The following is a 19408-nucleotide window of genomic DNA, read 5'->3' on the forward strand; positions in this document are numbered from 1 at the left end:
TTCTTGTTCAAAAACCATTAGATTATCATTCATCATATATTCCTTTTTACTCTATCATTCATGTTTTTTATGCATCCCATGTATTTATCCTACAGAGCATAAAGCCGAGTTCCCTACTATAAGTTAGTAGGTTATAAAAGATGCCCAACCAAAAATTTTCTATCTCTGGCGTGTTTTTTGTGGTGATTGTGCTTGGCGGTTTTCCATAAATTGCTGCTTTTCTGCCCCTTGCTGAGGAGCTTGTTCAGGCAATTGTCTGTTGTTTTCACGCCGCAACTCACCCACACGATTGTATGCAGAGCGAGCTAATTCGGAGATACGCAGTAGATCATTTTGCGCAAATATGTTTGTATCCCTATAGTTGCCATCCTGATCCTGATAGGTTTTAGCAAGTGTTGTATTATAATATGCACCCTTTTCACCTTCATTTTTCCAGATTGTCGCTTTTAGGTTCGTATCGCGCAACGTATCTGCCGGCATGTTGGATTGTACGTGCTGTGGTATGTTATTCGGTGTGTCATTTGTATTGTTATCGGTCATAAATTTACTCCTTTAGCTGATAAAAGAAGCTTCATTATACGGTTACTATTTTAGCCCATATGGGGGATAAGAAATTTTTCCGCTTATCCCCCAGATGGGAGTAATTGCACCTGCTAGACTTGAGCCATTGTCATAAAAATCAGTGGATAGAGGTCAGCAATGATAGATAATTCTGAATACCGCTATGGAAGCGCACGTCCTGCCGATAGTTCAGATGCGCGGGCAGCAGGGTTGTTCAATAAACAACATAACTCCTTATTCGTAGGGTTCTTGGGTAATCGTCCGCTCTATTATAACGGTATGGGTGGTGTGACGCTGGTTGCTGGAGCAAGAAGCGGTAAATTCACAGATATTCTAGCCTATAGTTTATGTAGTGGTATTTGCGACTCTACCATTGTAGTACTTGACCCTAAAGGCGAAGCTGCCGCTGTTTCACATGGCAAATCCAGCTTGTTCTGGAATCCGACTGGATTGCACGGGCTGCCACAATACCGTATCAATCCTGTAGACTACTTACATATTGATAACCCCACGTTAATTTCCGACATGATGGTGTTTTGTGAAAATGCCATTCCACTTTCAGGCAGTAATAACGGACAGTTCTTCGAGCTGGAAGCTCGCATTTACGCCAAAGCCTTTGCCACCAGTCTCGTAGAGCAAAAAGGTGTGCTGACGTTTCCTGATTTATATCATGCTCTCAATCTCATTCCTGCAAACAATGAGGAATACCTCAACTTTGCTTATGAGATGTCAAAAAGCCGATTTGATTTTGTTAGAAAAGCAGAACAAAAAATCGCCGCAGCACGTAATGATACAAGTGGTGGCTTTATTGGAACCATTGCTCAACTACTACAAGCCTTCGCGCCACTTGCTGATCCAATATTGATGCGATCCGTATCACCACCTTATGACTTTTCACTATCACTACTTTGCAAGAGTGACCAAACCTACCAGCTTTACCTTATGCCGCCTGCACAATTTATCGGTGCGTGGTCATTAGTGATCAAATCAATGTTTGTCGGTGTACGGATATATAAGGAACGCACACCATCTGCGCCACAACAAACCTATATCTTAGATGAAGCCGCAACATTAGGACACTTTCCAATGCTATCTGAGTTATTCACCATTGGCGCTGGTATAAATATACGTCCTGTTGTGGTTTACCAATCCATCAAGCAGATGAACAATACAGTTGATTATGGTGAAAACCTGATCACCTCCAGTGCAGCTTTACAGATATATTTCGCAGCGCGTGATTATGACACCGCCAACATGCTTTCTAAGAGGATTGGTACAGAAACACTGAACTATGATGATGAACGTTACCGCGAAGAGGCACGCCACGCCAAGAGACAAGCGGTGCAAACTTTCTTAAATGGCAATGATCCAATCCATGCTTGCCTCAATTACACGCATCACCGTGAACGTCAGGCAATGGCAGGAAAACAGGCACGGTTATTACGCTCACCAGATGAAGTGCTCAATACACCAAGAAATAAACTCTATTTGTTTGTGGACGGTTTGCCGGGAGTCTTATATGCCGACCGTAAACCATACTACCAGCAACGTTTCATGAAAGGTCGCTATAAACCAAACCCATATTATCAATAAAACAGACGGAGGATGTATGAATGACAGTAAAAACATTACACCAACATTTAATGCTCAAGCAAATGGAACATCTAAATCTGTTTCTGATCCAGTCTCCAAAGCAGAACTGGATGCACGTATAAGCCAGCGTGAAACACCAAAACCACAATATAACCTTACGCCCGATGGCGCGGAATATTCTGACCTGAAGAATAAACTCGCAAAGGAAAACGAGCAGCGCATCCAATTTATTCAGAAACGACTGAATGATCTGGAAAATACCGCCACACGTGATTTTAATCATGCACGGAAACTAGAAAGGTAAATTTGCATTGCTCAGGGGGATTATTTTATAATACCTCTATGACTAAGTTTATGACAGAAAAAGAAATAGAAGAATGGCTGGTGCTGGAGCGGCACGATATTACACTACCAGATGGTACGATCCACAGCATAAATGCTGATCGGGTGTTCTGGAATGCGTTTAATTTTATTCGTGACTATAGCAGTCTTTCAATGGAGGATGTGGTGCGACTAACCCGCCGCACCATGATAAGCAAAAATTGTGATTTTGAAGCTGGGCTAAAATGTATTATCACTGCGGCATATAGAGAGATAATGAAGCCTCTCTCGTAACGGGAGACTGTAAGCCCCCCGTTTTAACGGTGTTATCTGTATTATCGGTGCATGAGCCAAGTAAGGCAAGGATAAAGAATATAGCAATCGCTATTCCTACCCATTCACAAAATGTATCAAATGAGCTTTTTTGTGGGGGTTTCTTTTTGAAATAATGGACTGAACCTTGATAATCATATTCTGGTTTCTTTGGCATAATCATCTCCTTTTGGTTAGTTTGAAATAGTTAAAATTTTGGTTAAGCAAAACGGGTCAGTAGGGCAATAGCCCCAAAGATTAAGGCTGTTCCTATAGTGGCGCGTGCTCCAAAAAATATAACCAAGAAGCATGCAGGCCACAGGGCTAGACTAGCGAGTTCTGCCGCAGATTCTCCACCATAATTGCTAGCAGCATATCCCTTTACGAAATCATTCAGGGCATTGTGCATCGGCCCTGTGCCTATGAAGGTTGCAATAGCAGCCAACGTATCAGCAAGCCCTTGCATGGAACTCATAAAGATATTATGTCCGGCTTGTTTATGTTTTTTCTGTTCTAACATTCTCACCCCCTTTCGTTGAGTAAGTTAATTTATACACGATCCCCAGATGTCCATCTGGGGGATAAGCAGAAAAAGGCGATGCCATATGTGCAGCACCGCCTTTATTCTCATGTTGCTGGTGGATTATTGTCGTTTGCCGCCTTGCCACGCGGCCCCCAGAAAAATGCTTCTGCTGGGAAAGATGCACGTAAGATGGTAGCGAGGACGCGTACTCTTTCCTTAGCTTCCGCCCGCACACGTGGCTTTACACTGGCAGAGCATGGGGTACGGCAAAACTCTCTTATCCAATTATAGATAGTCAGGTTAGCGGCAATTACTTCCTCATCTGTGCCGTTAAAAAGAGTATTCTCATCAATATCAAAGACAGATGTATTCAAAAGAACTTCTTTGCCGTTCTCATCAATGATAGAGCCTTTATAGGCGACATATTCATTGCATATGTAATGAATCCAATCAGCCGCTTCAATATTCTGTTGATAGCAAAAATCACGCACATCACGGATGAATTCAGGATTCTTTAGTTCCTCATCCGTCACCAAATGGCTTGTGATACGATAATCATAGCCGTAGGCGGTGATTAAAAATGCGGTACTTTCTGATTTGTTGGTATATGGCATGGTTTTACTCCTTTTCATTTTCTGAAATTTGGGCAAAGCTTCTCCGTTCACGCCTAAGGCGTGTCTGAAAAAAATGCGGTGATATTTATTGATTAAGTGATTTTAGAACTGCGCCTTTACGGTGGCGAGTTCATGTGAACGATAATGTAGACCACCATCATGACAAGCCATAGCGGAATGCTTAGCTTCAAAGAAAAGCTGAAAGACAATTTTACTGGTTGTTTATGGAATTTTTTCATCTTTAATTTACTCCATGCGTGCAATCTCTGCGTCGGTAAAATTTTCTGGGAAGTAGTTTGGTATTTGTCTTGTCATAGTTTTTTCCTTATCCGATTAACTATGACTTCATTGTATAGGGATAGCGGGAAAGGCTGTACTCGTGCTAAAGTTATCTAATTTTTGTAATTATTATCAATGTATTACGCAATATTTCTGGCTAAAGAATGAGGTTTCGCACGAGAAATCCACTCGCCCAAGGCGAAGAAAGTCTTTTTTTTCATAATGTAGGCACTTATAATACCATTTCAATTACAGTGGAGATTCTTATGTCAGAACAGATTAAACGCGCAGTCATTATTGGAATCGACCATTATCCAGCTCCTTACAGACTTTATGGTTGCGCGTATGATGCTAGAAATCTGTATGATATTTTGTCTTGCCATGACCATAAAAATAACCCTACGAAACGCGGCAAACCTAATTTTGATTGTACCTTGCTAACCAGTGCATCTGACAGTCGCCCTGTGATATCTCAACATATATCTTCTGCCATCAGCGAGTTATTTTCTAAAGAAGCAGATTCAGTCCTGTTTTATTTTTCAGGGCATAGCAAGTATAATCGAGCATTGTCCAAAGGTTATTTTATCCCGCAGGATATTCCCAAAGGCGACACAGGGGTAAGTTTTGATTTTTTGATGGATTTGGCAAATACAGCCTATCCACGCATCAAATCTACCACCATTATCATTGATAGCTGCAATTCTGGTGCAATGGGAGAAGGTTATACGGGTTCCATGGATATTATGCCTTCCACTATCGGTACAGGCGTTACCATTTTAACATCGGCAGATAAAAAGGACGCTGCTAGAGAAGATAATATCTCAGGCGGGTTCTTCTCCAGCATCATTACCGATGGTCTGCGTGGTAGTGCGGCAGACCTGTTAGGGAACGTAACTCCAGCGTCTCTTTACTCACATGCGGATCATTTATTACGCGCCTCTGATCAACGCCCAATTTACAAGGCTAATGTAAAATCTTTTGTGGTATTACGGCAATGCCAGCCAAGAATGGATGTGGATATTTTATATGATCTTCCTGCTCTGTTTCCTGAACCTGATGAAGTATTTCCACTGAATCAAACATTTGAACCAGATAAGAATGCGTATGGTCGTAAACAAGACAGTCAACCTGATCCCCAAAACACTACGATATTTGCAAAACTTCAAGTTTGCAATCGTCATGGGTTGATTGTACCCGTGGATGCAGACCATATGTATTACGCCGCCATGAACGAAACGGGCTGCCGCCTTACACAACTAGGCAAGCATTACCGATTTTTAGCAGAGAAGAACCGCTTATGATGCAGCTATGGAATCAACGTCACGAGATTGCCGAGCGTTTTCATAACAAACTCTTTCAGCTTGCATATAAGAACTCACGGTTTTTGCGCAGGCGCATTTTACGATTGCTGGAAAAAAACGCCTTTTCTGCGTTGGTTGTGTTTCTAGAGATCATTGAGATGCTGTTCTTTTTCGTTCTGTTAATAATCTTATTGCATCTTCCAAATTTTCATGATTATAGCATGGGTACCCAAGCTGTGCTGCTTTCTGTGCTATCCGCAATTTTCTTTTTATGCATGGCTGCGTTCAAGAAAATACCCATTCAGATTGAGCAGAAAATGCGCCGTGATAAACAGGCAAGCAAGATATATGCGTCACTTGATAAGGATATGCCAAAAGATTTTATCTTTTACATACGGCGTTTTTTCTCTGATACAGGCATGTCCGTGCAGCTTGATACGCCTTGGTATATGAGTTTCAGCTTATCAGCAACAATGAGCAGCAATGCCTCGCTTGAGACATTTCTTGTTAAAGCGTCTCCTAAAGATATGCCAATGATTAAAATCGGTGGAAATCGTAACTCCAGAGATTTTGGGATAGGAACGCGTTATTATGAACAGGAAGATGATCATGGCTCGGACGAAGAGACCACCAGAAAACGTGACCGTTGGTTTGAGGCCTTTAAGAAACTGGCCTTAGCTAGCAAACGGATCATTGTGTTGCCTTTTGCACAAAAAGATTCATCACTGCTTGATGAAATTCACTGGCTCAAAACCTATGATTTGTTAGAAAAAACCATCTTTATTATGCCACCTAAAGGCAAGGTTAAGCTATATGACCGTGATATATCGGAATGTTGTCATACCTATACAACAAAAGCGATATGGCAGGAAAGCCAGAAAGCAATCAAGCAGGCAACGGGCATCAACCTGCCAGACTACCGATCATCTGGTGGGTTTATCAGCGTTAAAAATGACATTGGCTATTTAACCACTTCACCAAGCGGAAGAAACTGGAAGTCACCCTCTACTTTGCGGGCGATGATGCAAGGCACATTGCAGTTAAAGCCATTTTATGCCGCCTGTCATTTTACTATGCGACAGTTAAAGTATTTATTTAAGGCCTTTATTATCAGTCTTATTGCAGCGTTTATGGTGTATGATAACCCCACCGATCAAATCGCTCCTCTTCTATGGATGTTAGGCTTGTTTATACTGGCAACATTACACAATGTGATGGCGAGTTTTAACAGAATAGGCACAGTCACAGCTATGATATTGCTAGTACCGTTTTACATTATTTTATTATTCAAACCAGTATCAGATTCAGTGAGAGTCCTGTTTCATATTCTAACATTTATTACTCCCATTTTACTGGCTTATCTACTCTATACATTCGCAGCCAAGAAGCCTATAGCGGCTCAGGAGGTGAAGACTTAGAGCCCAGAGGCGTTAACCCCATTTCTTTTATGCGAGCTTCAATCGGCGCACTGACTAAACTCGGTTCCAAACCTTTACGTTCCAGCGCATCCATCGCCATAAAAAACATGGCGGCGTGGGCATCATGCGACAATTGCACGATTGGATTACAAAAATCTTTATAATTCCGTGCAAGCTGGCATAAATCAGATGCAAACTGATAGTCATGATTCAAAATAGCGGGGTCAAGCTTGGCTTGAGCTTTGCTATAGCGCAATTCAATCTCTTCGACTGATATATTTTCAGCGTCCGCTAATTCCTGAAATAGAGGGACTAAAACATCATGTTTTTCTGCCGTCATCACTTCCATACATAAGTGATTCGCATGACGCGCAATATAATGCAACGATGTCATACCCGTATTGTGATCTTGTGCGTTAATATCTGCCCCATTTACCAGAGCTTTGATCATGTCTAATGGATGCCCATCTTCGGCAGCATTCAGAAGCGCGTTATCATAGTCGTTAGAAATCTGGTTTAACTTTCTCTTTATTATTGCTTTGGTTATGTCTGATGCGATATCATCTATGGCATCATAGTTAAATAACCTACTGTTATTCATTAATATATTGTTTATTTGTCGTTTTGTCAAATTTGCGGTTTCTTCCTGAATATGATCAGGATGTGTAACAATATTAGCAAAAAAACGCTCCACCAGATCCTGTGATCGAACAATGCTAAAACGCTTGTTTGCCTCATCCAGAGCAAGCAGCAGGCTGATACGATCATTATTTTCTGCCCGCATAACTAAGAATAGTGCATCATCTTTGCACTCTAACGCCCCTAAATAGGTGCGTTCGTCATCATGCTTTCCATGATCCAGCCTGTTTTTATAATCAAGAACATTCTCACTTTTTCCTTTATAATATACGCACTCCTGAAAGAGAATATTGAGGTGATGTTTTCTGAATTCCTTGTGTAAAATAACATGGCTGATTAGCGCCTGATTATCAGCGTGACCTTCATGAAAATAAACACCTTCCAACGCTTTGATTTGCTCCAATGCCAAGATGGGGTTACGCTTAGTGCTAGTGTCTACATTGATATTGGTCATATACGCATCTAACTGACCTTGTTGCAAATAGCATGCGTGCTCAAGAAACGCCTGATAAATATCTAAATCTATGTTATTAGGTGTGACAACCTGCTGTATAAAACGCCTAAACCGCTCATATTCAAGAAATGGGCGACTTGAGTCCATGCTGGAGACAGTATCAATCTTATCAAATAGCTGCTGAAGCGTGTTGTGCTCCCTTGTATCAGAGTGACCGAGGCATAGGCGATGCATCAAGCCATGAAGAACTAGCACGCGGATGCGTGTGATGCGGTGATCAGAAGCAGAATGTGACATGCAGACTTACTAATAACCCTTTGTCATAATTGCAATCTTTTTATGCCTGCCTAACTCATTACTCCAATCCCAATCTTTTAAACCCCCGCCGTAGCGTCAGGGGTGATACGCGGCATAATCTGGCAGCATCGTCTATGTGCCTGCCTTTCTGGGTAATCAAGCGGTGAGCGCAACGAATACGACATTCACTGAGCTTAAATGGACGACCTAAATGCTTGCCCGCATTACGTGCCTTATTCAGCCCAAGCATAGTACGCTCTATATTGATGTTGCGTTCAAATTCACCAACAACCCCTAATATTTGCGCCAACATTTTTCCGCTGTTGGTGGATGTATCAATGCCATCAGAAATAGAGACAAAGGAAATATTCTTCGCGGATAATGTATCCAGCACATCGCATAGGTAGGTTAATGACCGTGCCAAACGATCCAGCTTCCACACGACCAGTGTATCATGGGGTTTAAGAGCATTAAGAGCCTGCTCCAAACCTGTTCTTTCCGTGTTAACTGCACTCACACCATCATCGGTAAAAATCTGGTTGCATCCTGCTTGCTGTAATATTTTCACCTGTTGTGCGGTAGATTGCCGCGATGATGAAACACGGGCATAACCGATCTTCTTGCTCATTATTTGTTCCTTGCATTTTCATAAGGGAAGGCTTTTGTTTTTTCATAATTTCAATCCTTTATTGCTAAAGTTGATACCGAAAACCTTTGTATTTGGATTTAGGTTTTACATATTCAATGACTTCTCCTATAGTTTCATAAACCTTCGTTTATGAAGCAAAAAATAGCTCTGCTTACGATAGCAGTAGTGTTGATTTTCTGTGCTTTTCCACAAGAATCAAAAGCGGAGGGATTTACCAGCGCAGAATTTCTAAAATGGCCTAAAAATAAGCAGGACTCTTATATGAGTATATCTATTGGGATGACAGCATTTATCGCTAGTCAAACTGATGTTCATAAGAAAAAAGCATCATGTATTGATAATTGGTATTACTCCGATAAAGCCAAAAAAAACACGTTCATACGTTCTGTTATGCAGGATAATTCAGGATACCATCCGCAAGCAATTATCTTGGGTGTAATTGAGAAGCAATGCGGAGAATTTTAATTACATTTTGAACGCTGTTATTTCATGTGACATATTTTGGTGTGGATTTGCAGCAACGTCAGAAGCATCTAATTTGTTCTTAATAACCTCTGGAGCTTGTTCATAAACATCACGTTTAATCTCTTGTACTTCTTCCTTAGACGGCGGGCTATTTTCATCTTCCAGCCGCAATTTGGCTGCACCCAATATTTCTATCTGGTAACGTGTTAAATCATCAATATTTTGACTGGTCTTATCAATGGCACTGGTGGTGGCTTTATATTCTTCATATGTCGGGGCATCATCTCTCCAGACAATACCATCCAATGCGACCTGATCTGTAATCACCTCATCATTTTCGGCAATTACATCACCGAGCTTATTTCTGAACACCAACCTGCCATCAGCAAGGCGATTGGCATTACACCGTATATTATCACGGTTTTCCGTCAATATTTTAAGCTGTTTATGCTCCCGCTTTAGCTCTTCTTCCGTGATACTCATAACATCGGTAATAAGAGTAGTAGTTTCGTTGTAAAGTGCTAGATATTCAAGGTCTAGTAATAGCAGTTCCAGAGCCGTTAGTGTATGGAATTGTTCGCGTTTTTCTTTCTCTTGCTGGAGAGTAATGCGTTCACCAGATACCATGAAACGCTTTTGACGACCAACATCACGATCTGCAATCTCATTCTGCAAATCATGCTCATTCTGTTCCTGCCGTTTTACTCGGTCAGCATGTTGTTCTGTATCCTCATAAGGCATGTATCACCAAATTTATTATGTCGCTACATTCTAACGCATTTATAGGTTGTGAGTCAAAGTTATGTCAGCATTTTGTCCTTGATTGCAAATATGGTGACATAGGTTAGTGTCGGTATTGGCGTAGGGTAGTTTGTAGTAAGTGATTGGATAGTTGTACTACTGTATAGTTTTTATCCGTTTTTATAGTTTTAAGGCTTACGCAAGATGTGCGGTGGGTAGTACCACCGCATCTTGTCTCACTGCACTGCGTTTGCTCGGCAAAGGAAACCCGCTGCGCGTTTCCTGTTGCATACCTTCCAGCTTAAGTACAGCACGAACATTCGTGAGTAATAAAAATTGGATTTATTGCTCAAATATACGCAAAATATGAGTTATAAAATGGTTGTTTATCACTCATCATCTAAAGGCAATAAGTCAAGAAATGCTTGCTATTCTGTAAATATTACCTTATATCTGTAGTATGGCTACAGAAAAAGAGCAAAAAATAAAGAAATTGTTAGCACTGCATCGGCAAGGTACGGTTAGCCTTGCCGCTTGGCTTGTTGCGTCAGGCATATCAACCGATTTACAAGCCTATTACCGCAAAAGCGGTTGGTTACAGTCCATAGGGCGTGGTGCCTTTATACGCCCGAATGATACTGTAAACTGGCAGGGTGGTCTATATGCGCTACAATCACAAAGTCATCTGCCAGTGCATGTTGGGGCATTAACTGCACTTTCCATGAAGGGAATGGCACATTATGTGCGGGTGGGAGGTGAGCCTGTTTTTCTGTTTTCTTCCCCTAACACTACATTACCCACATGGTTTAGGAATTATGATTGGGGAGTAAGATTACACCATATCTCTACTTCTATATTGCCGAATGAAGTAGGGATAATGGAACATGAAGAAAAAACCTTCACCATCCGTATAGCCAGCCCTGAACGTGCTATCATGGAGTGCCTGCATCTTGCGCCAGATAAACTCGATCTGGTGGAGTGCTATCAAGTGATAGAGGGGCTGACTACATTGCGCCCGAAACTACTGCAATCATTGCTGGAGCAATGCAATTCCATCAAGGTAAAACGCGTGTTCCTCTATATGGCGAAGAAAGCAGGGCATGACTGGTATAAACGTCTGGATAGTAACAAGCTGGATTTAGGCACAGGTAGCCGTACCATCACCAAAGGCGTGTATGATGCCGAATTTGCCATCACTGTACCAGAGGAACTGCATAAGTTATGATTGCTGAGAATTACCGCGCACAGGTCGATCTTTTATTACAGGTAATGCCGCATGTTGCCAAAGAGGGTTGCTTTGCCTTAAAAGGCGGCACAGCGATTAATATGTTCGTTTGGGATATGCCGCGTTTGTCGGTAGATATTGACCTAACCTATCTGCCCTTTGATGACCGTACTACCGCTATGCGCAATATCACAGAAGCCTTGCAGCGAATTAAAGAGCGTGTGGAAAGTACGGTTCTTAATTGCAGGGCGCGGCTTGTTCCGCAAAGTGACGGTCAGGAAGCCAAACTTACCTGTCAAATTCCGAGTGCTCAGATTAAGATTGAAGTCAACACAACCATGCGCGGTCACTTGTTTCCAGCGCAGGAAATGGATGTTGCCGATGCTGTGGAGAACGAGTTTGGTCGTTTTATCAGCATGTCAGTGCTTTCAAAAGCCGAATTATTCGGTGGTAAACTCTGTGCCGCACTAGACCGTCAGCATCCCCGTGATTTATTTGATATATCACGACTCTATGAGGAAAGCGGCATTACCGATTATATTCGACAGGGTTTTATCATGGGCTTGCTCAGTAGCCCACGCCCCATCCATGAAATGATCCGCCCGAACCTGCTAGATCAACGCCAGACATTTGAGACCCAATTTGCAGGTATGACGGAAGTGCCATTCACCTATGTTGATTTTGAAGCCACGCGTGAAAGATTCATTGCTGACCTCAATAATGGCTTCACCGATACACACAAGCAATTCTTACTGAGCTTCAAAAACGCAGAGCCAGATTGGAGCTTATTCCCACATGAGAAGCTCAAAGACCTGCCAGCCGTACAGTGGAAGTTGCAGAACATTGAAACACTGAAATCCAAAAACCCCGCCAAGCATGCGGAACAGTTGAAGGCACTTGAGGAGCGTCTCTAGAACTAATTGGTACTCAAAACTCTAGGATGCAGAAATCTTAATTGTAATTTGCTATAGAGGTTTAAAGGGTTTCTTGATATTTCTTCTTAAGAAAACGACTTGTTTTCGTAAAGCGCGCTCTAACAAAGGAATCTAGGTCTTCAAGACGTGCATTACCCTCAAACTCTAGACGATCAGAGTTTAATGTAAGAATGTATTGAGAGTTGCCAAAGTCAGATTTATTTTCAAGAAACAAAATACTCTTCACAAGCGTATCTTGATCTACATCAAAGATGTTATCGTGAATTAGGAAGCCTGGATGTCTCTCCCTGGTATAATGATTAAGCAAGAGCGCTATGTCATATATGAAGACCTTTTCACGTTCCACACTATGACTGCCATCGCTATCTATCCTCATCGTGATTTCAACGACTTGCTTTTTGATTGAGTGTTTGATTTGGAATGAGGCTTGCTTGTTTCCCTGAATATACTCGTGAATTCCAAGAATTGTTTTCTCAAAATCATCAATCACCTTCTTTTGAGATTGAATTTGAGACTGGAGCTTAAGCAGACTAACTTCTTTCTCACTACGAATTCTTAATTTTTCAGATTCCAGATAATCGTATCTATCGACAAAACTCCTTAGTTGAGAAAATTGATCTGATTTTTCTTTAAATGCTGTATAGGTCTGTTTCAAGTTCTTCAACTCACCTTGCTGGTCTAATACAGCTAGGTTTTCTGCATAACGTTTATCCAAAGAAGATAATTCATTATTTATCTCTACCACTTCCTTAGAAAGTGAATCTCTCCTGCTATGCAACAGTTTGTTTTGGAAGTCATCTATCCGCTGTTTGAAGCTCATTACTTCTGTAAGATCTTTTGCAATTAAAGTGCCCAATCCTTCTTTGAGTTGCTCATAGAATTCAGAGATTTCATCAGGATCAATTTCTACTTTTTGTGATACAGATTTCAGCTTTGATAGCTGTTGCTTGAGAATTGTTTTTTTTCTTCGTCTCAAGTCGATCTCAGACTCCAGTTCAATGATTTCATCTTTTATAAGATCAAATCCCTTGATATTCTCTAGTTTTTCTATGCTTGCTTCTATGGAACTCACTTCATCATTAAGTTCATTAAGATCAGAACGAGCATCATCAATATCTTTTTGCCTTAGCAAATGGACGTTTTCTTTTATTCTTTTGATGTCATTTGTTAGCTCGTCTATTTCTTTGATATGGTTCTTTATCTCTTCGTAGAGGCTTATTTCAATACCAAGCAAATAAAGATGCGCAGTATAATCATCTGGCACTCTGCGCTCGGTGTCATAACATTTCACAAGAGATTTAAACTCTGAACGCTCATCTCTGATAAGCGGCCCTAGCATCACTCGAAACGAAGGATAAAGGGTATCGCTATGAGCAAATAACTTTTCTGTCAAATACTGAGTTGCATCTTCTAATTTAGTAAATTCGATCTGATTATTATTTTCAATGAGGATCGGTTGTTCGGACTCTGCAACAGACCTTTTTATAGTGTAAGTAAGCCCCGCTATCTCAAAGTCAAGACATACAAATGTTTCAGGGGGGAAAACCTCTTTAGGTATGCGAGCAACGCGGCTATCTGCTTTTCTTTTAAGCAGGGCAAAATTTATAAACTCTATGCAGAGAGATTTACCTACACCATTACGCTTGTCGCTTGATTCATCTTTTTCGCCCAAAATAAGGTTTAGCCCCTCCTTAAAATCAATGGGGTCAATTGCTTCTGGTACTGTATATAAGCGATTGATCTTCATGATTTCTCGATACGGGTAATGTATGAATGTTGAAAATCTATGATTTCTAAACTGAAAAGAAACATCATAGCAAAATAAAGATTCTTGGTGCTAAACCAATGCTCTGTTTTGAAGTGATCCGCAATATCAAAGATACTTATACGTCGCAGTTTTGCAGATTCCATATACTCAAGAATTTTATAGCCCAAAATTGGGGGTGAGGTCAGGAGGCTTTCATCTTTCAAAAAAAGGTTAGACATTCACTGCCTCCTTATTAGGAAACACGTTACATCTAATCAGTTGATCAACGAGAAAAAATCTAATTGCATTTTCGTCATATTCAGTTCCATTTTCCGATAGGAGACCTTTGTAAGAAGCAACTAAAGCCTTCAAAGCCTCTGTTGCATCACCATTGTTCTGGTTCAGAACATCATCACTAGATGTTTTTAGGTGTAGCCCAAGACGTCTAATTCTCGTATGCCCAATATCAGCTTGCTCAAGCACATCACTAAGCACCTGACCGTATTCGGCATAAAGGTCTTGATATTCATTCGTAAGGAAATCGGCATGTGCTGCAAACCGTTCGTTGATTTTTCCATCTGGGTCAGGCGCATCAATGAATCCATTACCTGCTGATGGATGGCTTTCATCGCTTAGCACTGAAATCAACGAAATGAAGGTATGTATTTCTTTGGCTAATGTTTGGTCAGGACTGTAAAGTATTTGCTGCTCAAGGAATTCACAAATCTCTTTTACTCGCTCTAAAGAGAGGCCATTAATGTCACTAAGAATCTTGCTTATATCCCAAACATCTTCACTGGTGCTAAGTTGGTAGTCACCATAGTCAACCGATGCTGTTTTGTACTGTTTTTTTGAAGTAATGATGAGAACGACAAGGCGATCATATTTTTTGTTTAATTCCTTACCAACAAAAGATTCAACTGTCTTCTTTATCTTCGATAGATCAGCCGTCGATGTTACTTGAATGGTAATGCTGCGTTCTTCATCACCTAAGTCTATAGCAGTTGCGTTTGGAACAATCGCATTAATATTTTGAAGATTATACCCATACAAAAGGTTTAAAAAGTCTCGGTAAAAATTTTCTGAAACAACGTTTGTATCGGTAAGATTAAGCGAATTGCTCAGCTCTACCTGCGTTTTAAGCATAGAGAGCTTTTCTATAATTTTGTCAATATGCTTTTGGCGTTCTAACATTATCAACTGCGCTTATTTCGATGGAGCCTCTTTCATCCTGAGTGCCGTGTATTTGAAAATAGAAGAATAAGAAATATACCACAAGCAATAAGTCAGCTTTTTTAGTATAGTTCAATTAAATAAACAGATTACTGGTATTTTAGATACATGTAAGATCCCTCAACAACTAGCTTTAACCATTAATAAGACTTAGGGCACCGCCCTCAGCGTACTCCGATAAAAATAGACAAGACCGTGGCTCAGTTCCTTGCGCCCGCACCAATCTTGTCGATTTTTCTCTTCCGTTTGCACACCCGCTGTTCACCACGAGGCAGGGTTACAAGCGAGCCAATTATAGTTTGCGTTACAACCCAACTCAAAGGAGATACAGCAATGACACAGTTTTACGCCCAGCCTTACGATATTAGTGCAACAGGTTTTTATTTTGAAGACATGCAGGAGTATAACGCACGCTATGCAGCTTGCAAAAATGACTTTGGCGGTCAGGTGGAAGAATTTGAAATCCAATTTATTGACGGAGAAACCATAGACGCAGATCTTTTTAAGGCTTTGAGTATTCATCAAGGCAATATTCACCATTTTATAGAAGCAATAGGAGAATGGGAGGAACACGAAAAACAAGCTGTGATTATTGCAGTAGGCGAATGTGGCTATAGCTTTGATTTTGAAAGCAACAGCCCAGACGATTTTGACGTAGATATTTATCATGTGGATAGCATGCGCGACCTTGCAGTGCAATTTGTTGACGATGGGATATATGGTGAAATCCCCGCAAATATTAGCTTTTACATTGATTATGACGCAATGGCACGGGATTTATCCTTAGATTACAACGAAACCATCATTGCTGGTGACAATATCATTTATCGTTGCACATGAGAGAAATCCTGTGGAAGATTAAAAATAATAAAAAGAAACAAATGCTCAAAGATAAGCAAATTTGTATTTTGTAAACAGCATGTGTTACACTTGCTTTGTTTTGAAAAATAATTAGAGAAACCAATAATAAATGATTAAAGAAGCAGGGAAAGAATTAGCCAAATTAGGATTGATTAGTATATTTGGCTTGGCTGTTTTGACTATAGCAAATTATGGCAAAGAGATGCAGGAAAAATTGGAAGAAAAAGATAAGGCGTTACGCGAGTGTCAAAAAAAGAAAAATGATGGATACACAGTATCTAACGAGCATGAGCCATAGTTTTGCAACACGCATATTGCCTATATTGTGTTTATATCAACAGGTTTGTATCTTTTAACAAGTTCGCCTATTTGATTTTCAACAGCTTCTAAAATAATATTGTTTTTACGGTCATTAGAAACTATCAGATTTATAGATTCATCCGTCGTTTTTCCTAGCCAATAGAATCCCATCCATGCTTTGTTGTCTACCTTATAGATAGAGCAGGTAGGCAGGGAACTATAAAGTCTTAATTCTATCCTTTTCATCTCTTTTTTAATTTCTACTTCCGATAAATTTGGCTTTTCAGCTATTAGTTCCTCTTCCATACTTTTATAGAAATTTTTTATGTAATCTATATTCCCGCGAATGCTATTTGGCACTTTATCTGCATCTAGTTTCAAGTCAGCACTTCTTTGTCTTGCATATTCTGTATCAGGATTAAGAAGGAATATTCTAATTTTACCACCGTTTCTAAAAATAGTTTTAGCATGAAAAAAAAGCAAAGGCTGTATATTAGGTGACCATGTTTGCACAAGGTCAAAATTCTTCCCATTTGTAACAGCCTTATATATATCATCATAGGTTAGTCTTTGGACTATATTTGATAGACCATAATCAAAAAGTTGCTGACCTTGTAGGCTATTATTCAATATTTTTATCAGCTCAGCTTTCATGGAAGTCAGAGCGACAGAATCCAGCATAATTGAAATTACTCCCGTTATAACAAGAGGAACACCAAGCTCCCTAAATCCCTGACGTATATTAGTGTAATCATCAGAAAGTAGACTAGGAAAAACAAAAAGAAATAGCATTCCAGCAATGATTAAAGCCATAGCAACAATTATTAGCTTGCTATCAAAAATACGTTTTAGATTCATAGCAATTAACCATATCAAGTGAAATTATTAAGACGGTTAAACTATATTATGAAAAATAATTTACAACAACCACTATTTATATAGTCATTATCTACGGACAGGATATTGACGCTATGCTGGAATAAGAAAAAGGCTATAATACATCACCGTTCCATACTCGGCGCACGAGCATTGTCACGCGTGGTAGCTTTCCGTTGTTCCATAAATTCCTGTTTGCGACGTTCTTCTTCAGATTGCGCTCTTATCTCTTCAAAGCGCTTAGTATCACCTTGTAGTTCTTGCTTTTCCTGCTCTAACCGCTGTTGCACCTGCTTACGATTTTCTATGAAACGCTCACGGTCAGCCTGTTGCTTGGCGAGCAAATCATCTTTTTGTTGCCTGTCACGCGTTGCGGCTTGTTGGCGTTCTTGTTCGTTTTGTTCCAACGTCTTTTTGCGTTTACCTATTATATAATCAACCAGCCCCCACAAACCATGACGGATACGCGCTTGCCGTTCAGTTTCTTCTCGTTGTTGGCGTTGCTGTATAGTCTGCGCCAATGCCTCAGCCTTAGCTTGCTGTTGTGTTTCCAGTGTTTTGTGTTGCTCTTCGGTTTTACGGGCTTTTTCTTGACTTTCACGTTCCACCTTCTGCTGGAAATTCTGCATTTTTTGCAACATTTCCTGTGCAAATTCAGCTTTACTAACCGCTACAGATGGTAATGCTTTAGCATCACCCAAACGTTCTTTAATCTGTTTAGGCTTAATGTCACACCATTTAGATAGGGAATAGACTTCACCGTTATGGTCAATAGCAACAAAGCCACGCCTATCCCCACGCGCTAGCTTATAGCCTCTTTCCTGTAAAGCATGGGTAAAGGCTGCTTTGCTATCCGAAATTGCCCACGCATCCTGAAACTGCGTTTTTACATCACGCGCATCTTTGCCGATCCGTTTTGCTTGTTGCCATTCGGCAAGCGTGAAATTGCGTGGGTCGCGCTCCTCAGAATTGACCAGTCCACGCGGCATTTTCCAACCATGCTCTATATAAAGCTCGCGTGATAATTCCTTCAGCTTGTTCTTGCTGTAGGAAAGTTGCACCGCCCGCATTTCCTCGCTATCAATACGCGACCACACTGCATGGCAATGACGGCGACCTTCTTTCTCATGAAAGACGATAGCGCGTGGTTGTCCGATCAAACCAAGTTTTTCTTCAACCTGTCCAATAGCACTTTCAAAGTCTTTATTACTGACTTCTGTTTCTTTCGGTGGATTGAGCGAAAGAGAAAATAAATGCTGTTTGCACTTGGTGGCACGGCTCATGGCGTAGCTTTCATTGAACGCCCCCATGAGCGTGTCCGAGCAGAAACCTCGTATCTCATGCACTTCAACACGCTCATTTTCCTGCTTCATAAGATGTAAGGCTAAATCTTTAGCATTACCACGCTGATTGCCAACCAAGATCATGTTCTATTCCTCAGCCTTTATCCCAAGAGCGGTAATCAGGTGATAACGGATAAGCCGAATATCAGAGCAAGCGTGCATAATTTCCTGCTGCACATCGGCTGGCACATCGGCACTGCCTTGTTCCAACGCATCCAGAAAATCTGTGAGCTTGGTAAGCATATTCATCTTACCAAGCATCCCAAGTGCCATAGCCAGTTTTCTACTATCCTCAATAGGTGAGCGGCGGCGCGGTGTTTTCTTGCCGCTGAATATCACAGCCTTGATATAGGCACTGAGAGCTTGCCCCGCCGCCATATTTTCCAACCACACACGTTCTTTATCAGTCAGACGGATAGAAAGCGGAGGAGTACGCTTCTTTCTTGTCTTCTTTTTGGGAAGGGCAGCACCCGCATTAAAATCGGCATTAAGCGAAACATCAGTATGAATTGAAGAACCAATCATAGGCTTGGCTCCTCAAGGTCATAATTAATGTAAGAAAGTTGTTTATTCCAATCTTCTAGGGTATCAAAAAGGTCATCGTGCGCATTTGAAGAATCCTCTTCTTGGTGCGCCATATTTTTGCTCATAAAAATACTGGAAAATCAATACTGTATAGCAAGAAAATATTTTTTATAAAGTTAATAAATTTCCGATAATT

22 protein-coding genes are annotated in these 19408 nt (G+C 40.8%); 9 read left to right on the top strand and 13 right to left on the bottom strand.

The window, feature by feature from the left end; translation table 11 throughout:
* Positions 1–159: 159 nt before the first annotated feature.
* Positions 160–540 (bottom strand): hypothetical protein, encoded by a 381-nt coding sequence (locus R3D71_08295; GenBank protein ID MEZ5691648.1) that lies wholly within the window; start codon positions 538–540, stop codon positions 160–162.
* 159 nt (positions 541–699) lie between these two features.
* Here R3D71_08295 and R3D71_08300 point away from each other — a divergent pair, with 159 nt between their 5' ends.
* From R3D71_08300 to R3D71_08310, 3 genes are read left to right on the top strand one after another with little or no spacing between them, the layout of a single operon-like run.
* Positions 700–2154: a type IV secretory system conjugative DNA transfer family protein gene (locus R3D71_08300; protein MEZ5691649.1), complete on the top strand. Its 1455-nt coding sequence runs from the start codon at positions 700–702 to the stop codon at positions 2152–2154.
* Between the two features lie 16 nt (positions 2155–2170).
* On the top strand, positions 2171–2458 hold the full coding sequence (locus tag R3D71_08305; protein MEZ5691650.1) for a hypothetical protein: 288 nt from the start codon (positions 2171–2173) through the stop codon (positions 2456–2458).
* Positions 2459–2508: 50 nt separating this feature from the next.
* Positions 2509–2769: a hypothetical protein gene (locus R3D71_08310; GenBank protein ID MEZ5691651.1), complete on the top strand. Its 261-nt coding sequence runs from the start codon at positions 2509–2511 to the stop codon at positions 2767–2769.
* Here the strand turns inward: R3D71_08310 and R3D71_08315 are convergent.
* The 3 genes from R3D71_08315 to R3D71_08325 form a co-directional block, all read right to left on the bottom strand.
* Positions 2729–2965, bottom strand: coding sequence for a hypothetical protein (locus R3D71_08315; GenBank protein ID MEZ5691652.1), 237 nt, complete (start codon positions 2963–2965; stop codon positions 2729–2731). The two genes, R3D71_08310 and R3D71_08315, sit on opposite strands and share 41 nt — an antisense overlap.
* A 42-nt stretch (positions 2966–3007) precedes the next feature.
* Entirely contained in the window at positions 3008–3307 is a 300-nt protein-coding gene (locus R3D71_08320) for a hypothetical protein (protein ID MEZ5691653.1), read from the bottom strand.
* A 107-nt stretch (positions 3308–3414) separates the two neighbouring features.
* Positions 3415–3924: a hypothetical protein gene (locus R3D71_08325; protein MEZ5691654.1), complete on the bottom strand. Its 510-nt coding sequence runs from the start codon at positions 3922–3924 to the stop codon at positions 3415–3417.
* Between the two features lie 545 nt (positions 3925–4469).
* Between R3D71_08325 and R3D71_08330 the strand changes: the two genes are divergently transcribed.
* Positions 4470–5504 (top strand): caspase family protein, encoded by a 1035-nt coding sequence (locus R3D71_08330; protein ID MEZ5691655.1) that lies wholly within the window; start codon positions 4470–4472, stop codon positions 5502–5504.
* Between the two features lie 1389 nt (positions 5505–6893).
* Here R3D71_08330 and R3D71_08335 read toward each other — a convergent pair.
* From R3D71_08335 to R3D71_08345, 3 genes are read right to left on the bottom strand one after another with little or no spacing between them, the layout of a single operon-like run.
* Entirely contained in the window at positions 6894–8312 is a 1419-nt protein-coding gene (locus R3D71_08335; GenBank protein ID MEZ5691656.1) for a hypothetical protein, read from the bottom strand.
* A gap of 58 nt (positions 8313–8370) precedes the next feature.
* On the bottom strand, positions 8371–8880 hold the full coding sequence (locus tag R3D71_08340; GenBank protein MEZ5691657.1) for a recombinase family protein: 510 nt from the start codon (positions 8878–8880) through the stop codon (positions 8371–8373).
* On the bottom strand, positions 8834–8986 hold the full coding sequence (locus tag R3D71_08345) for a hypothetical protein (protein ID MEZ5691658.1): 153 nt from the start codon (positions 8984–8986) through the stop codon (positions 8834–8836). The genes R3D71_08340 and R3D71_08345 overlap by 47 nt, the downstream gene beginning before the upstream one ends.
* A gap of 104 nt (positions 8987–9090) precedes the next feature.
* Here R3D71_08345 and R3D71_08350 point away from each other — a divergent pair, with 104 nt between their 5' ends.
* Positions 9091–9426: a hypothetical protein gene (locus R3D71_08350; GenBank protein MEZ5691659.1), complete on the top strand. Its 336-nt coding sequence runs from the start codon at positions 9091–9093 to the stop codon at positions 9424–9426.
* On the opposite strand, the gene R3D71_08355 is transcribed toward R3D71_08350, so the two are convergent.
* Positions 9427–10167 (bottom strand): hypothetical protein, encoded by a 741-nt coding sequence (locus R3D71_08355; GenBank protein ID MEZ5691660.1) that lies wholly within the window; start codon positions 10165–10167, stop codon positions 9427–9429.
* Between the two features lie 460 nt (positions 10168–10627).
* Here R3D71_08355 and R3D71_08360 point away from each other — a divergent pair, with 460 nt between their 5' ends.
* Both R3D71_08360 and R3D71_08365 read left to right on the top strand, forming a co-directional pair.
* On the top strand, positions 10628–11392 hold the full coding sequence (locus R3D71_08360) for a type IV toxin-antitoxin system AbiEi family antitoxin (GenBank protein MEZ5691661.1): 765 nt from the start codon (positions 10628–10630) through the stop codon (positions 11390–11392).
* A complete protein-coding gene (locus R3D71_08365) occupies positions 11389–12306 on the top strand; it encodes a nucleotidyl transferase AbiEii/AbiGii toxin family protein (protein MEZ5691662.1) in 918 nt (305 codons plus the stop codon). Before R3D71_08360 ends, R3D71_08365 begins: the two co-directional genes overlap by 4 nt.
* A gap of 61 nt (positions 12307–12367) precedes the next feature.
* Here R3D71_08365 and R3D71_08370 read toward each other — a convergent pair whose 3' ends face one another.
* Together R3D71_08370 and R3D71_08375 are read right to left on the bottom strand one after the other, a co-directional pair.
* Positions 12368–14074: a DUF2326 domain-containing protein gene (locus R3D71_08370; GenBank protein ID MEZ5691663.1), complete on the bottom strand. Its 1707-nt coding sequence runs from the start codon at positions 14072–14074 to the stop codon at positions 12368–12370.
* 231 nt (positions 14075–14305) lie between these two features.
* Positions 14306–15268 carry an SMEK domain-containing protein gene (locus R3D71_08375; GenBank protein MEZ5691664.1) on the bottom strand — a complete coding sequence of 321 codons (963 nt, stop codon included), beginning with the start codon at positions 15266–15268 and terminating at the stop codon, positions 14306–14308.
* A gap of 372 nt (positions 15269–15640) precedes the next feature.
* Here R3D71_08375 and R3D71_08380 point away from each other — a divergent pair, with 372 nt between their 5' ends.
* Positions 15641–16147, top strand: coding sequence for an antirestriction protein ArdA (locus R3D71_08380; GenBank protein ID MEZ5691665.1), 507 nt, complete (start codon positions 15641–15643; stop codon positions 16145–16147).
* 130 nt (positions 16148–16277) lie between these two features.
* Positions 16278–16466, top strand: a complete 189-nt coding sequence (locus tag R3D71_08385) for a hypothetical protein (GenBank protein ID MEZ5691666.1) — start codon at positions 16278–16280, stop codon at positions 16464–16466.
* 20 nt (positions 16467–16486) lie between these two features.
* Here the strand turns inward: R3D71_08385 and R3D71_08390 are convergent, their stop codons facing one another.
* The 3 genes from R3D71_08390 to R3D71_08400 all read right to left on the bottom strand — a co-directional run bounded on the left by R3D71_08390 (position 16487) and on the right by R3D71_08400 (position 19212).
* Positions 16487–17326, bottom strand: coding sequence for a hypothetical protein (locus tag R3D71_08390; protein MEZ5691667.1), 840 nt, complete (start codon positions 17324–17326; stop codon positions 16487–16489).
* Positions 17327–17469: 143 nt separating this feature from the next.
* Positions 17470–18771 (bottom strand): hypothetical protein, encoded by a 1302-nt coding sequence (locus tag R3D71_08395; GenBank protein ID MEZ5691668.1) that lies wholly within the window; start codon positions 18769–18771, stop codon positions 17470–17472.
* A gap of 3 nt (positions 18772–18774) precedes the next feature.
* Positions 18775–19212 carry a hypothetical protein gene (locus tag R3D71_08400; protein ID MEZ5691669.1) on the bottom strand — a complete coding sequence of 146 codons (438 nt, stop codon included), beginning with the start codon at positions 19210–19212 and terminating at the stop codon, positions 18775–18777.
* Positions 19213–19408 lie beyond the last annotated feature (196 nt).

The sequence above is a fragment of the Rickettsiales bacterium genome (assembly GCA_041396965.1).
In the GTDB taxonomy this organism is placed as follows: Bacteria; Pseudomonadota; Alphaproteobacteria; order Rickettsiales; family SXRF01; genus SXRF01.